The organism is Arthrobacter sp. zg-Y1143 (assembly GCF_030125565.1).
Taxonomy (GTDB): domain Bacteria; phylum Actinomycetota; class Actinomycetes; order Actinomycetales; family Micrococcaceae; genus Arthrobacter_B.
Genome location: NZ_JASKLW010000014.1, coordinates 1 through 14,129 on the forward strand (window position 1 = coordinate 1; position 14,129 = coordinate 14,129).

Below are 14,129 nucleotides of genomic sequence, written 5' to 3' on the forward strand. Positions count from 1 at the left end.
CCCGCCCCCGCCCCACGGATGTGGACGGCGCAGCAACGGGAACAGGAATCCCGGGTCTGTGGAGGAAAAGGCCCTGGGCTAGGGACGGAGCTTCAACACTGCCCGGTGGTAATCCTCAATGATCCGCACCACGGTGGCACTGCGGCGATTGAATACCAGCGGGGACCAGCTCACATCCCAGCCGGACACATCGCGCGTCCACTGGAAAGTGGCCACCGGGCCGTGCTGGGGCATGGAGCGCAAAGCGCCCAAGGCTTCCCTTTGCCCGCGCAATCCCCTGCCAGGCATGATCCGGCCAAATAATCTGCCCGCCTTGGCTACCCCCTGCACCGCGCGGATATCGCCCGGGGACATGGTCGCGACCAGGCGCTCCTGCGATTTCACCCGAATTCCGATGATCTTGGCACCGCCCGGGCCGCCCATGGTCCGGCCGATGCCGACGGCGGCGAAGTTATCCCAGGGGATGAAGCCTCCCGACGCCACCATGATGCCCTGCTCGGTGAGCGTCAGCAGTTCCGGCTCCCGCAGTTTCTTCCAAACGAAGAAAAAAGCGCCCCCGCCGAAGAAGGCCACACCGATCAAGCCTGCCACCACCTCTGCCAAGCTGCCGCCAACGCGGCCGCTGCCGTGATGGTGATGGCCGGTGAAGCCATGCACTACCAACGCCGCGCATCCCGCGGCGAACAACAGCGCCATGAGGCCCAGTCCGAGAACCCGGATCTTCGAAACCGAAAAGGTCAAGGGCTCCAAACCGGGACACAAAGTGGGTCTCAAGCCGGGGCCCAATCCCCTGTCCGCTTCCGCTTCCAGCCCATGGTCTTCCCGTCCGCTGTTTACGATGTCTTTCATCCCGCCGTCCCCCTAAGTGCCGGGGCTCATCATACGACGGCGCCGGGCGGTATCAGCCCACTGCCTGCAGGTGCTCTACAAGCGGCCGCCCCGTGCCGTCGTCGAGCACTGCCACCGCATCGATCCGGCGGTGCGCAAAATACCGTCCGTGTTCGCGCACCCAAGCCGCGGACAGACCATGCAACCGGGCGAGTTTCGCCGGGGTAATGGCTTCAAACGGGTGCCCGTAGGCAAGGGATGACCGGGTCTTGACCTCCACCACCACCAGGGTGGCGCCGTCCACGGCCACCAGGTCGATCTCTCCTTCGGGGCAGCGCCAGTTCCGGTCGACGATGGTCATTCCTGCGGCGGCCAGGTATTGGGCCGCCAGCTCCTCGCCGCGGCTGCCCAGGATGTCTTTGGCTTTCATGTCGCCATCCTTGCGCCGGCGGGCACAGCCCTGCCGCGGTTCATTCGCCGTGTGCAGTCCCGGGCGGACGCGGCCGCTGAAGGCGGCGTTGGGGAGGAGAGGACTAGGCCTGCTCCCGCCAGGCATCACCAGGCTGGGAACGGTGCCACGACTGCCGCTGTCCGCCGGTCTCGCGTACGACGTCGGTGAGCCAGATCGTCCGGTCCGGGTCCCAACCGGCAATCACCGATGCCGTGTCGCTGTCCACGGTCAGTGCCCGGCCGGCACAGGCCAGATATCCCAGGACCGTGAGGTGGACGGCATCCCATTGCGTGCCCACGCGTTCCCAGTCCGGGATCACCCACCGGCCGTCCCTGCCGGTGACCTGGAACCAGTCGCGCCGGCGGGAGGCCGTGACCTCCAGCGGGAACGCACGGCACAGCTGCGCCCAGTCGTCCGCGGTACGGATTTCGTAGGTCCGGCCGTCCCCTCGAACCGGAATCGCGGTGGCCTCCCGCCACCCCGGGGCGTCCTCCACCAAGTCCAATCCGACGGGGAGCGCTCTGATCGTGCCGAGGAGGCCAACGGGGATCGACCACCAGGAACCGGAGGCGTAGCGGAAACTTTCCAACGCTCTGAGCTCCTCGGCACGTGTGTTCCGTGCCCACTCCGCAAGCACCGTGCGCAGGTCCTGCCCCAACGGTGCGGGAGCATCCGGATCCCGCCAGTCGACGGCCCACTGTTCCCGGGCACGGGGCTGCTCCCACCAGCCCGCTCCCGGTGACGCCCTGACCCGGTCCGCCACGGGACGCAGCGCTTCCCGGATGACCGGCAGCGCTGCCAGGACGTCCTCACCGTCCGGTGCCTGCCAGTACCTGGCTGTGGCCACGGCTGCGTCCAGGGCAGCTAGCACCGGCATCTCGTCCAGATCCGGCACGTCCACGGCAGCAAGAAGCGCACCCAGCTCCTCCGGCGAAGCGGCCGGAAGGTCGGTGGCTCCCCCGGCGTCGGTAGCCGTTCCGAACCGGACAACCGAAACCCCCTTGCCCGGGTCAAGCTCATAGCCCAGGTTGAAGACGGCCATGCGGATACGCGGGTCCAGTTCCGCGGCGAGGGACAGGCACAGCCGGCGGCCCCTGGGTCCGGCGAGCAGCTGATCGGTATTCACGCGGCCATCCTCGCACAGCACGCGTCAGCACGCGGTCAGTGCCCGGGGTAGACCACCGGCATGGGTGTAAGCGTTACCGGCGCCAGCGGCAGCGCCGGCGGCTCCCCCGCGTATCCGCGGGCAAGGGTGATGTGCGGGCGCAGCGTCTGCGCGAACATGAAGTTCGGGTCGCCCGCCATGAACCCGGCAGTGTCCCCAATCCCGCAGGCGGCCAGGAACCCGGTCAGCTCTGTCAGCAGGGCTGCGTGCAGCGCGGCAAGCTGCGGGGTGGGAGCGTATTCCGCCACGAGGGTCCGTCCGTGCGCGCCGAATCCGGTCAGGTGCACGGGCTGCAGCCGGAAGGAGTCCTCGGGCAGGAGGGCCTCTGTCCGCTCGATGTATCCCGCCAGCAGCTGCCCGTAGTCAGGCAGGCTGATGCCCGTGGCCGCACTGATGACCCGGTGCACGTCAAGCACTTTACCGAAATGGATGAGTGTCAAGTGCAGCTGGCCGCGCGGCACCGGACGGGTCCCGCGCGGCGCACCCGAGGTTAGGGAATCCCGCAGGGCGAGCAGATGCGCCAGCGAGCCAGCGTCGGGCTGCATCTGGGCATACAGCCGCCGGTTGGCATCAAAGCCGGTGCGGTGCTCGGGCATGTCAGCAGTCTAGACCGGTCCGCCGTGCCTAGGATGTGGGGATGGTTTTTGAAATCCCCCGGCTGGTCGACGGCCCGCTGGCGCTGCGCCCGCATACTCCTGCCGACCTCGACGCCGTCTACGCCCGGTGCCTGGACCCGCTCACAATCAAGTGGACCACGGTCCCGCTGGACTATACGCCGGAGATGGCGCGGGAGTATCTTGCGGGCATTTCGGTGCCGCAGGAAAATGCCGTGTCCTGGGCGTTGGAAACCGGGGGAAGCTACGCCGGGACCATTGACCTGCGCTTCCAGGGTGCGAACTCGGGCAACCTGGGCTTCGTCACGTCACGCGAATTCCGCGGCCGCGGCCTGATGTCCCGCGCCGTGCGGCTGGTACTCGGCCACGCCTTCGATGAGCTGGGCTGGGACGTGGTGACTTGGAGCGCGAACGCCGGAAACGCCGGCAGCTACAAAACGGTCTGGCGCTGCGGATTTCCGGCACCGATAGCCGTTCCCTATCTGCTAAACCACCGCGGCAAGATGGTTGAAGGCTGGATTTCCACCCTGGCCAACGGTGATTCGAGGGAGCCGGCGGCCAGCTGGGCAGACACAGCACGGCGGCTGCCGTCCGTGCCGGCGGGCGTGGAGTAACGCCTAGAGTTCGTCCGCCTTGGGCAGTGTGAGGTCATCGTTGCGGGTCAGTTCCTCCACATTGACGTCCTTGAACGTGATCACGCGGACGCTCTTCACAAACCTGGCGGAGCGGTAGACATCCCATACCCAGGCGTCCTGGAGCGTCAGGTCGAAGTAGATCTCGCCGTCGGCGGAGCGGGCCTGGAGGTCCACATGGTTGGCCAGGTAGAACCGCCGTTCGGTTTCCACCACGTAGCTGAAGAGACCGACAACGTCGCGGTACTCCCGGTACAGCTGGAGCTCCATGTCCGTTTCATAGTTCTCAAGGTCTTCGGCGCTCATGTTCCTATCATCCCCCCAACTGGGCTTAGGTCGTCCCCCGGCACCGCCGCCGTTTCCCCGGGCCTCGGCTTGGAGCCCAGATGCCAGGACATGCGGTGCAGCGGCGTAGGTCCATGGGTATCGATGGCCGCACGGTGCGACTCGGTGGCATAGCCCTTATTGATCTCCCACGCGTAGTGCGGGTTAGCAGCGGCAAACTCTACCATCATGGCGTCGCGTTCCACTTTCGCCAGGACGCTGGCAGCCGCTACGCTCAGGCACTGCATATCTGCCTTGATCCTGGTGTGGACTTCCGCGTCGCAGCCCTCGCCTGGGGCCAGCGCCGCGGGACCGCCGACGCCGGCAGGTGCCTCCAGACCGTCGAAGAGACTTCCCTGCCGCTCGGGGGAAAGCCAGTTGTAATTGCCGTCCAAAAGCACGACGTCGGGCCGCCGGGTGAGGCACACCTGATCCCAGGCCCGCGTTCCCGCGAGCCGCAGCGCTGCCGTGAGCCCAAACAGGTCGATCTCCGCAGCGGTAGCGTGTCCGACGCCCCAGGCCAGCGCCCATTTCTTGATCTGGGGCACCAGGGCGTTCCGGTCCGCCACGGAGAGCAGTTTGCTGTCCCTGACGCCTTTCAGGGAACGCACCGTGGCCAGGTCAACGGCCACCAGCCCCACCGACACCGGGCCAGCAAGGGCACCACGCCCCACCTCGTCGCAGCCGGCAAGGATTTGGTGCCCCTGCGCGGCGAAGGTCCGCTCAAAACGCAGGGTGGGTGCCTTGGACGCCGCGGAAGCTCTTACGGCAGTGCTCACTTGCTGCTGCTTCCTTCGGGTTCCGGGACGTTTTCGAAGACCTCGGAATAGCTGCTGACTCCGCCGATCCGGTTCAGCGGCCAAGCGGTCACTACGGCCTTGCCCTCAATGTCCCCTACATCGACGAAGCCGCCGCCCTCACCGGCCTGGTGCTCGCGCGAATCGGCGGAGGCGTTGCGGTGGTCCCCCATCACCCAGACCTTGCCTTCAGGGACAACGACATCGAAGGGAATGTCAGAGGCAGTGGCGCCGGGGTAAAGGTACGGCTCGTCCAGGGCTTCGCCGTTGACGGTGATCTTGCCGTCCGCATCGCAGCACACCACGTGGTCGCCTTCGGTGCCGATGACCCGCTTGACCAGGTGCTGCTGGGATTCATCCGGGAGCAGCCCCACAAAGGTGAGCGCCTCGCGCACCGGATTCGCCGGCTTTTCAGCTGTTTGCGGCAGCCAGCCCTTGGTGTCCTTGAACACCACCACGTCGCCGCGGTTCAGGTCTATCGGCTGCGGCACCAGCAGGTTGACGAAGATCCGGTCATTGATCTCCAGCGTCTCTTCCATGGACCCCGAGGGGATATAGAACGCCCGGAAAAGGAAGGTCTTGATCAGGAAGGAAAGCACCAGGGCTATCACCACGATGGTCAGCACTTCCCGCAGCCACGCCCCGAGCCCCCGCTTCTTCTGCTTGGGTGCCATGGCGTGGGCGGCGTGGTCCCGCTGCTCCCCGGAGCCGGGCGTCCCGTCGGGGGACTGGTCCGGTTGCTGCGACATTGCGTTTCCTCTTATTTCTCCGTTGTCCACTCGGCTCCTAAGGATAGCCGGTCAATATTGGTACTGCGTCCAAGCGGCCAAAGAATCCGCTGGGCCTGCCCAATCACCCTTTCGGTGGAGATCAGCCCGCCGCCCGGTGCCCCCAACAGCGAACGGGAATCCGCCGAAACGGAGCGGTGGTCCCCCAGGACCCACAGGCGGCCCTCGGGAACGACGACGTCGAACGGCTGCTCGCTGGGGGCGTCACCTTCATAAACGTACGGCTCATCCACCGGAGTTCCGTTAACGGTGATTCGGGGATCTGAGTCACTGCAGCAGCTGACCCGGTCCCCCGCCACACCGACCACCCGCTTCACGTACACGGTGTCGCTGCCGGCCAGGCCCACCCAGCGGGCCACGGTGACGGCCGCCTCTTCAAGTGCGGGACGTCCACTGTGCAGGGGTGCCAGCGAGCCGCGGCCGTCAAAGACCACGACGTCGCCGCGGCGGATGTCCTCCGACGCATACGCGATCCGGGACACCAGCACACGGTCTCCGGGTTCGAGCAGCGGCTGCATGGAATCCGAGGGGATGTAGAAAACGTCAAACAGGAAGGCCCGGACAAGGGCGGCGAGGATGACCGCCGCAGCGAGAGCACATAGCACAAAACGCCAGCCCGCAATCCGGGGCCGGCGTTCTGTGTGCTTCGCGGAGGGGTCCCCGGAGGCGGATGCTGCAGACAAGTAAATTACTTGGCGGGACGGAAGTCGCGCTTTTCCTTGATCTTGGCTGCCTTGCCGCGCAGGTCGCGCATGTAGTACAGCTTGGCGCGGCGGACGTCGCCCTTGGATACAACCTCGATCTTGTCGATGACCGGGGAGTGTACCGGGAAGGTACGCTCCACGCCGACGCCGAAGCTGACCTTGCGGACCGTGAAGGTCGCGCGGAGGCCGTCGCCCTGGCGCTTGAGCACGAAGCCCTGGAAGACCTGAACACGGGTGTTCTTGCCTTCGATGATGTTTACGTGAACCTTGACCGTGTCACCGGCGCGGAACTCGGGGATGTCCGTACGCAGGGAGCCTGCGTCAACAGAATCTAGGATGTGCATTTGTTTATCACTCCTGGTGGACGCCACAGGTCATCCACTTTGGTAACGGCAGCAAGAATGCGTCCCGAAACCGGGGCCGCACGGATGCTGTCGAAGGTAAAGGACCGGCAGGAACCCGAAGTTGGGCTGCCGGCGTGCCTGGCTGTTGGCCGCGTTCCCCCTGTGGCAGGTACGGACCCAGATGGCACAATGCTTTATTTTGCCATATCCGACCCGGCACCACCAATCAGCTGGAGCGGATCGGGCGGGGCGTCAGGCCGGAGGAAGGATCCGGCCGCCGCGCACTTCGTACCCCAGGGCGGCCAGGGTGGCCAGGTCCGCTTTGTCCAGGGCAGCGGCGTCGAACTTTTCGATCAGGTCCGGGCGGCGGGCCGCGGTGCGGCGCAGCTGCTCGTCCCGCCGGAAACGGGCGATTTTCCCGTGGTTGCCGCTGAGCAGGACTTCGGGGACGGGCCGGTTCCGCCAGTCGGACGGCTTGGTGTAAACCGGGTATTCCAGGAGCCCGTCGGAATGGGATTCCTCCACCAGCGACTCGGGGTTGCCGACGACGCCGGGCACCAGCCGGCCCACGGCTTCCACCATGGCCAGCACAGCCACTTCCCCGCCGTTGAGCACATAGTCGCCCAGGCTGACGGGACGCACGTCGAAGTGTTCCCCGGCCCATTCCAGGACCCGTTCGTCGATTCCTTCGTAGCGGCCGCAGGCGAAGACCAGGTGCTTCTCCTCAGCCAGCTCGTAGGCCATGGCCTGGGTGAACACCGCGCCCGCCGGCGAAGGAACAATCAGGACGGGGCGTTCGTCGCCGTCGCCGGCAACCGATTCCAGCGCCGCCGCCCAGGGTTCGGGCTTCATTACCATTCCCGCTCCCCCGCCGTAGGGGGTGTCATCCACGGTGCGGTGCCGGTCGGTGGTGAAGTCCCGCAGGTCATGCACGGACAGGTCCAGCAGTCCGTCCTGCCGGGCCTTGCCGATGAGGGACAGCTCAAGGGCGGCGAGGTACTCCGGGAAGATACTGACGACGTCGATACGCACTTACTGTCCGGCTTCCTTCGTGTCGGCCGCGCCGGCTTCGGGCTTCTTGTCTTCGGGCTTCTTGTCTTCGGGCTTGTTCAGCTCGAAGAGACCCTCGGGCGGAGTGAGCAGCACGTAGCCGCCTTCGACGTTCACTTCAGGGACGATGGCCTCAACGAACGGCACCAGGATTTCCGCGCCGTTGGTGTCTTCGACCACCAGCAGGTCCTGGACCGTAAGGGTCCGCAGCCCGCTGACGGTGCCAACGACGTCGTTGCCCACCCGCGCCTTCAGGCCCACCAGTTCGTGCTCATACCAGCCTTCGTCGTCGTCATCTTCGTCGGCGGTTTCGGTATCGATGAACAGCTTGACGCCGCGTAGTTCCTCGGCGCCGTTGCGGTCCTCTACTTCCTCAAAACCGAGCAGCAGGATGTCTTTGTTCCAGCGGGCACTGATCACTGTCAGCGGCCCCTTGGAGGCCGGCTCCACGGTGAGTTCGGTGCCGGGGACAAAGCGGTCCGCGGGCGCGTCGGTCAGCACCTGGACGGTCACTTCGCCGCGGATGCCGTGCGGCTTGCCGATGCGTGCCACCTGTAACTGCATGGAATCTCCTCTGTCGGGGTTGTCTCGCCTGGGATGGTGGGGCGGGAACCCGCCTCACAAAAAATCCGGCCCCTGCACCATTATCTGGTGTCGGGGCCGGATCCTGTGTACTGCTTTTACTGCTGGTACTGCAAGGAAGAACTGTCCGCTTCCGCTGCGCCGTTGATTATCAGCGGCGCCGGTCGGTGTCCACAACGTCAACCCGGACCTGCTCACCATTGGCAAGGGCGGCGATGACCGTGCGCAGTGCGCGGGCCGTCCGTCCCTGCCGGCCGATGACCCGGCCCAGATCTTCCTGGTGAACCCGAACCTCGAGGGTTTCCCCACGGCGGTTGCTCTTGGCGGAAACGTTGACATCCTCAGGGTTGTCAACGATTCCGCGCACGAGGTGCTCCAGTGCTTCAGCGAGCAATTTACTCAGCCTCAGCCTCGGCGGAAGCCTCGGGAGCTTCCTCCTTCTTGGCCTTGGGGGTGATTGCCTCGGAGACAATCACGGACTTCTTTTCGGGAGCCACGAAGGCTTCCTTCGGGGCCTTGGTACGCAGGGTACCTTCCTGGCCATCGATGTTCTTGAACTTCTGCCAGTCACCGGTGATCTTCAGCAGTGCTGCGACCTGCTCGGACGGCTGGGCGCCGACGCCGAGCCAGTACTGGGCGCGGTCGGACTTGATGTCGATGTACGACGGGTCCTCGGTCGGACGGTACAGTCCGATTTCCTCGATGGCACGGCCATCGCGCTTGGCACGGGAATCCATGACAACAACGCGGTAGTGTGCTGAGAACTTCTTGCCAAGGCGCTTAAGGCGAATCTTTACGGCCACTTTTGTGGTCACTCCTGATCTGAAATGGGGCGAACCCGTACTTCTGCTCCCGTGGGGCGGGCCATAACGTTAGGGTTCAAAAGGACAAGATGCATGCACGGAGAGAGGGGCCGCGCAGATCGAGTACCTGACCATTGTGCCAGATGGTTCCTCGTTTTGCGACTCACGGCGCCGGCGGGCCCAAAGCGGTTCCCCGGCGGTCCCGGTCAACCCGCGGCGACCCGCAGCCGGTTGCGCCACGGATCCTCGAAGACCAGTTCGGCACCCGTGTGGTGGCTGGCAACGCCCGCAGTCTTCAGGCGGTCGGCCAGCCCTGCGACGTCGTCCGCGGACGGGACGCTGATCAGCACCTCCCCCAATCCCAAGGTGTCGCGGCGCGGCCCGGCGCCTCGGCTGTTCCACACATTCATGGCCATGTGATGGTGGTAGCCGCCGGCGGAAACGAACAGCGCCTGCCCATGGAACCCGGCGGTCCGCTCAAAGCCGAGTGTGGAAACGTAGAAGGCTTCGGCAGTTGCCGTGTCCCCCACCTGCAGGTGGACGTGCCCGACGGCGGCCGCGGAGCCCCGCAGTCCGTCCAGTGCCGCTTCGGTCAGGTGTTCCCGGAGGTAGGCCTGCGGGGACAGGGCCAGCGAAGCCATCTTCACTTCCCGGCCGGCGGCGGTGTTTTCCCACTCCCACCCCTCACGGGGCCTGTCGTAATACAGTTCGATGCCGTTGCCTTCCGGGTCGGTGAAGTAAAAGGCTTCGCTGACCAGATGGTCCGCCGACCCTGCGAATGCCGTGGGGTCATACTGCGCCGCCGAAGCGACGGCCGCGGCCAGTGCCGCCCGGTCTTCGAAAAGAATGGCGGTGTGAAACAGCCCCGCCTCCCCGCGGGAGGCGACCTGCAGGCCCGGCGCCGGGGCCAGATGCACCACCGGCACAGCGCCGCGGCCCAGATACAGCCCTCCGTCCGCTTCCGCGATCACATCCAGGCCCAAGGCCCCGCGGTAATAGGCGGAGACCGTGGCGAGATCGCCGACCTTAAGCATCACCGTGCCCATGGATAGGTTGGCGGGCAGCCGGTCATTTACTTGAAGATTCATGTAAATAGCTTACTTGAAGGTTCATCTAATGCGAGCCGGGGTTCTCAGTCCGCCAGCCCGGCCAGCAGTTCGGCGACCACCGGCGTCTTCGACTGTGTGTAGTCATCCCAGCCGCCGGCGCTCCCGGCCGCAGATTGCTTGGCAGCCAGATACCGGGCACGGGCCTGGGGGTCATGGCGGAGCAGGTCGCGGAAAACAACGCGGCGCACGCCGACGAGGAGGTCCACCACGTCCTTGGCCGGCAGATCCGGCACCGAGGTGGAACCGATGTGTTCGACCTGCGCATCCGGCACCTGCCTGCGGATGCGCACTGCCATCTCCGCCGGCATGGCTACCCACTCGGAATACCTGCTCGGAACCAGGACCACGGGTTGCTGCTCGCTCATGAGGGCATCATGCCATCACGCGGCAGCGGCTGTCCCAGCCACGCCCGCATCGCCACCCGTTTGCCCAGGGAGTCCAGGCCGAGCAGCTTTTCGTGGTGCCGCAGGCCCGCCAATCCACCCTCGGGATCAACCACCACTTCGAACCCGCAACTGGCATAGAACGGTGCGTTGAACGGCACGTCGGCAAACGTGCAGAGCGTCATGGAGGCATACCCCTGCTCCCGTGCCCAGCCGAGGGCGGCCTTCACCAGGGTGCGGCCGAGTCCGGCGCCGGCGGCATCGGGATGGACCGACAGCTGCTCCAGATGGGCCTCGCCGTCGGCTTCCTCCAGCCGGGCGAAGCCGACGGGCGGCCGGCCTGCCACCAGGATGCGGCGGGCAGCGGCGAACTCCGGCAGCGTCGCCGCGGGCGGCAGCGCCGTGGCTGCATCCCGCAGTCCAGACGCTCCGTCCAAGAGGGCATCGGAGGCCGATTCCAGCGCAGGCAGGAAGGGAAGGTCCTCCGGCTCCGCGCTACGGATTAACGCTCTCACCATCAGCTCTCCCCGTGCCGGCGGGCGAGGAACTCCCGGATGGCCTGTGCTCCGGAGTCCGTGTCCTGCGGGCGGTGGTTCCCGCCAACCTGCCGGTGTTCGGCGCCGGTGGATACCAGGAAATCCGCCACTTCCTCGTACAAAGGTTCCCACCCGCCCGTAAGGACGAGTGTGGGAACGCCCGGAACAATGTCCAGCGGAGCATCCCAGGGCGGCTGTTGCAGGCGCAGGCGGGCGGCCGAGCGGAGGCCGGCCTCGTCCGGGGCTGCCGCTGCTTCGGCCGCGAAGACCCGGCGGACAAATTCACGCTGGTATTGCGCGTCCGACAGGCCGGGCGCCGCGTCGAAAAGGGGCTGCAGCAGCTCGCGGTGCGCCGTCGTGGCGGGCAGGTCACGGGTGAGGGAGAAGACGGCCGGTTCGCACAGGACCAGGGAGGACACCCCCGCCGGGTCGCGCAGAGCCGCCAGCATGGCCGGAACCGCACCGGCCGAATGCGCCACCAGATGTCCGCGTCCGCCGAGCGCTTCCCGGATGATGGCAATATCGGTCTCCAGATCGGGCGGCAGCGGTTCGGCGACGGCGTCGTAGCCGTGGCGTCGAAGGAACAGGCAGTCATAGTCCAGGGCAAGCCCGTGCTGCCGCGGCCAGGCGGCAGCACCGAAACTGCCGGCGCCGTGCACAAACACCACTCGTTCCCGAGGCAAATCCACTCCTAATGTCCAAGAATTCCGGAGAAACCCTCCAGCGGCGGCATCATCCTGCGGGGCAGGGGTGCAGGCACCGGACCGGCGGATGCCGGCTCCCCGTTGACCAGCTCCACCACGGTGCCCAGCTCCAGGGCCTCCACCGCGGCCCCCCACCGCCGGCCGTGCCCCTCGTCCGTCCCCCCGCTCCAATCCATCAGGGGAACAAAGCGTGCTTCCCGCTCCCCGCCGGCTCCGGTGAACGCCGAGACAGAGGTGGACAGCACACCTCCGTCGAACAGGAAGGCGATGGAGTCGCCCTGTCCCTGCCCCTGCGCCTGTCCCTGTCTCTGGGAGCCCTGCACGTAGTCGAGGACCAGGACACGGCCGACGTCGGACCCGGGGTCCAGCGTTGCGCGGGCAACGCGGCGGGCAGCGGAGCGCGGATCTTCCCCGCCCTTGACCACACCGCCGGGCAGCTCCCAGGCGTTGCCGTTGCGCAGCAACAGCACGCGGTGGTCACGGGTGCGGATCAGGACCTGGACCGTGATGCTGCGCCGGAAGACCGACCCGTAAAAGCCGCTCAGCCCCTGTGCCGCCATGCCGCCCCCCTTCCTGTGGTGGCCCCTGCTTCCGCGATTGCGCCGTTTCAGGCACGCACACGCCATTAAACACACAACGCCGGACAAGTGGTCCGGCGTTGTGTGCTGCGCAGCAGGTATTCCTACTTGCCCAGGAACTTATCGAAGCCCTTGGGCAGGTTCAGCGACGAGGGGTCGAAGTCCGCATCCTGGCCGCCGAAGGCGCTGCCGGTCGGCATGGCGGTACGGGCGCCGGCACGCCGGGCCTCTGCTTCCGCCCGTTCCTGGGCGGCCTTGGCCGGGTTGCCGGACTTGGCCTTCTTTTTCCCCTTGGCTGCCTGCTGCTTCTTGCGGGCACCGCCGAAGCCGCCGGGGCCTGCCATCCCCGGCATGCCGGGGATGCCCCCGCCGGCAGCCATCTTCTTCATCATCTTCTGTGCCTGGACAAAACGTTCCAGCAGGCCATTGACCTCGGAGACGTGCACGCCGGAGCCGCGGGCAATGCGGGCGCGGCGGGAGCCGTTGATGATCTTCGGGGCCACGCGCTCGTGCGGAGTCATGGAGCGGACAATGGCTTCGACCCGGTCGATCTCGCGTTCGTCGAAGTTCTCCAGCTGCTCACGCATGCCGGCGGCACCGGGCATCATCATGAGCATCTTCTTCATGGAACCCATTTTGCGGATCTGCTGCATCTGGGCGAGGAAGTCGTCCAGGGTGAAGTCTTCCTGGTCGGCGAACTTCTTCGCCATCCGGTTGGCTTCATCCTTGTCCCAGCTCTGCTCCGCCTGCTCGATGAGCGTCAGGACGTCGCCGAGGTCCAGGATGCGGCTGGCCATGCGGTCCGGGTGGAAGATCTCGAAGTCCGTCAGGGCCTCGCCGGTGGAGGCGAACATGATCGGCTTGCCGGTCACCGAGGCCACGGACAGCGCGGCACCGCCGCGGGCATCGCCGTCGAGCTTGGTCAGGACGACGCCGGTGAAGTTCACGCCCTCGTTGAAGGCCTGGGCCGTGTTCACGGCGTCCTGGCCGATCATGGCGTCAATCACGAAGAGGACTTCGTCCGGGTTGATGGCGGCGCGGATGTCCGCGGCCTGCTGCATCAGTTCGGCGTCCACGCCCAGGCGGCCGGCGGTGTCTACGATAACGACGTCGTGCAGCTTGGTGCGGGCTTCCTGGATGCCCTGCCGGGCCACGGCTACGGGATCACCGGTGGCGGCCTCGAACTCGGAGGATACACCGGGGTGCGGTGCGTAGACCGGCACGCCGGCGCGTTCGCCGTTGACCTGGAGCTGGCGGACGGCGTTGGGCCGCTGCAGGTCCGCTGCGACCAGCAGCGGGCTGTGGCCCTGGGACTTCAGGTGCTTGGAAAGCTTGCCGGCGAGGGTGGTCTTACCGGCACCCTGGAGGCCTGCGAGCATAATGACCGTGGGCGGGTTCTTCGCCAGGCGCAGGCGCCGCGTTTCGCCGCCGAGGATAGCTTTGAGCTCTTCGTTGACGATCTTTACGACCTGCTGGCCCGGATTCAGGGCCTGGGAAACTTCGGACCCGAGGGCACGTTCCTTGACAGTGGCGGTGAACGCACGCACCACGGGAACGGCGACGTCGGCGTCCAGGAGGGCGCGGCGGATCTCGCGCACGGTGGCGTCGACGTCGGCCTCGGTGAGCCGGCCCTTGCCGCGCAGGTTTTTGAAGGTTGAAGTCAACCGGTCAGACAGTGAATTAAACACGTGCCGCGCACTTCTTTCGTCAGTTTCTTCGCCTTGTTTGCCAGGCCCA

General features: G+C 66.3%; 20 protein-coding genes. 1 reads left to right on the forward strand and 19 read right to left on the reverse strand.

Annotated features, from left to right (window positions below; genetic code table 11):
* Positions 1 to 78: 78 nt before the first annotated feature.
* From QNN98_RS15280 to QNN98_RS15295, 4 genes are all read right to left on the reverse strand, one after another.
* On the reverse strand, positions 79 to 849 hold the full coding sequence (locus QNN98_RS15280) for an STM3941 family protein (RefSeq protein WP_283998228.1): 771 nt from the start codon (positions 847 to 849) through the stop codon (positions 79 to 81).
* A gap of 52 nt (positions 850 to 901) precedes the next feature.
* A complete protein-coding gene (locus QNN98_RS15285) occupies positions 902 to 1,258 on the reverse strand; it encodes a YraN family protein (RefSeq protein WP_227911692.1) in 357 nt (118 codons plus the stop codon).
* Between the two features lie 103 nt (positions 1,259 to 1,361).
* Complete coding sequence (locus QNN98_RS15290) at positions 1,362 to 2,405, reverse strand: hypothetical protein (protein ID WP_283998231.1); 1,044 nt, start codon at positions 2,403 to 2,405, stop codon at positions 1,362 to 1,364.
* 35 nt (positions 2,406 to 2,440) lie between these two features.
* Complete coding sequence (locus tag QNN98_RS15295; RefSeq protein WP_229958813.1) at positions 2,441 to 3,040, reverse strand: 2'-5' RNA ligase family protein; 600 nt, start codon at positions 3,038 to 3,040, stop codon at positions 2,441 to 2,443.
* 41 nt (positions 3,041 to 3,081) lie between these two features.
* Between QNN98_RS15295 and QNN98_RS15300 the strand changes: the two genes are divergently transcribed.
* Positions 3,082 to 3,672: a GNAT family N-acetyltransferase gene (locus QNN98_RS15300; protein WP_283998234.1), complete on the forward strand. Its 591-nt coding sequence runs from the start codon at positions 3,082 to 3,084 to the stop codon at positions 3,670 to 3,672.
* A 3-nt stretch (positions 3,673 to 3,675) separates the two neighbouring features.
* Here QNN98_RS15300 and QNN98_RS15305 read toward each other — a convergent pair whose 3' ends face one another.
* The 15 genes from QNN98_RS15305 to ffh all read right to left on the reverse strand — a co-directional run bounded on the left by QNN98_RS15305 (position 3,676) and on the right by ffh (position 14,080).
* Positions 3,676 to 3,996: a DUF2469 domain-containing protein gene (locus tag QNN98_RS15305; RefSeq protein ID WP_227901490.1), complete on the reverse strand. Its 321-nt coding sequence runs from the start codon at positions 3,994 to 3,996 to the stop codon at positions 3,676 to 3,678.
* Complete coding sequence (gene rnhB, locus QNN98_RS15310; RefSeq protein ID WP_283998236.1) at positions 3,993 to 4,793, reverse strand: ribonuclease HII; 801 nt, start codon at positions 4,791 to 4,793, stop codon at positions 3,993 to 3,995. The genes QNN98_RS15305 and rnhB overlap by 4 nt, the downstream gene beginning before the upstream one ends.
* Positions 4,790 to 5,560 (reverse strand): signal peptidase I, encoded by a 771-nt coding sequence (lepB, locus tag QNN98_RS15315; protein WP_502864779.1) that lies wholly within the window; start codon positions 5,558 to 5,560, stop codon positions 4,790 to 4,792. The genes rnhB and lepB (QNN98_RS15315) overlap by 4 nt, the downstream gene beginning before the upstream one ends.
* A gap of 11 nt (positions 5,561 to 5,571) precedes the next feature.
* Complete coding sequence (gene lepB / locus QNN98_RS15320; protein ID WP_227911697.1) at positions 5,572 to 6,282, reverse strand: signal peptidase I; 711 nt, start codon at positions 6,280 to 6,282, stop codon at positions 5,572 to 5,574.
* A 5-nt stretch (positions 6,283 to 6,287) separates the two neighbouring features.
* Positions 6,288 to 6,647: a 50S ribosomal protein L19 gene (gene rplS, locus QNN98_RS15325; protein ID WP_227911698.1), complete on the reverse strand. Its 360-nt coding sequence runs from the start codon at positions 6,645 to 6,647 to the stop codon at positions 6,288 to 6,290.
* A gap of 252 nt (positions 6,648 to 6,899) precedes the next feature.
* On the reverse strand, positions 6,900 to 7,679 hold the full coding sequence (gene trmD, locus QNN98_RS15330) for a tRNA (guanosine(37)-N1)-methyltransferase TrmD (protein WP_283998239.1): 780 nt from the start codon (positions 7,677 to 7,679) through the stop codon (positions 6,900 to 6,902).
* Entirely contained in the window at positions 7,680 to 8,261 is a 582-nt protein-coding gene (gene rimM / locus QNN98_RS15335) for a ribosome maturation factor RimM (RefSeq protein ID WP_229958807.1), read from the reverse strand. It lies immediately after the preceding gene.
* A 169-nt stretch (positions 8,262 to 8,430) separates the two neighbouring features.
* Entirely contained in the window at positions 8,431 to 8,673 is a 243-nt protein-coding gene (locus QNN98_RS15340) for an RNA-binding protein (RefSeq protein WP_227911701.1), read from the reverse strand.
* Between the two features lies 1 nt (position 8,674).
* The gene (gene rpsP, locus QNN98_RS15345) at positions 8,675 to 9,082 is read right to left on the reverse strand and encodes a 30S ribosomal protein S16 (protein WP_283998242.1); all 408 of its coding nucleotides are present in this window, start codon (positions 9,080 to 9,082) and stop codon (positions 8,675 to 8,677) included.
* 206 nt (positions 9,083 to 9,288) lie between these two features.
* The gene (locus tag QNN98_RS15350; protein WP_283998244.1) at positions 9,289 to 10,170 is read right to left on the reverse strand and encodes a VOC family protein; all 882 of its coding nucleotides are present in this window, start codon (positions 10,168 to 10,170) and stop codon (positions 9,289 to 9,291) included.
* 44 nt (positions 10,171 to 10,214) lie between these two features.
* Positions 10,215 to 10,556, reverse strand: a complete 342-nt coding sequence (locus tag QNN98_RS15355; protein WP_283998245.1) for a GrpB family protein — start codon at positions 10,554 to 10,556, stop codon at positions 10,215 to 10,217.
* Positions 10,553 to 11,092 (reverse strand): GNAT family N-acetyltransferase, encoded by a 540-nt coding sequence (locus QNN98_RS15360; RefSeq protein ID WP_283998247.1) that lies wholly within the window; start codon positions 11,090 to 11,092, stop codon positions 10,553 to 10,555. The genes QNN98_RS15355 and QNN98_RS15360 overlap by 4 nt, the downstream gene beginning before the upstream one ends.
* Positions 11,092 to 11,793: an alpha/beta fold hydrolase gene (locus QNN98_RS15365; RefSeq protein WP_283998249.1), complete on the reverse strand. Its 702-nt coding sequence runs from the start codon at positions 11,791 to 11,793 to the stop codon at positions 11,092 to 11,094. Before QNN98_RS15365 ends, QNN98_RS15360 begins: the two co-directional genes overlap by 1 nt.
* A gap of 8 nt (positions 11,794 to 11,801) precedes the next feature.
* Positions 11,802 to 12,374, reverse strand: a complete 573-nt coding sequence (locus QNN98_RS15370) for an NUDIX domain-containing protein (RefSeq protein WP_283998251.1) — start codon at positions 12,372 to 12,374, stop codon at positions 11,802 to 11,804.
* A gap of 122 nt (positions 12,375 to 12,496) precedes the next feature.
* The gene (gene ffh, locus QNN98_RS15375) at positions 12,497 to 14,080 is read right to left on the reverse strand and encodes a signal recognition particle protein (protein WP_283998253.1); all 1,584 of its coding nucleotides are present in this window, start codon (positions 14,078 to 14,080) and stop codon (positions 12,497 to 12,499) included.
* Between the last annotated feature and the right edge of the window lie 49 nt (positions 14,081 to 14,129).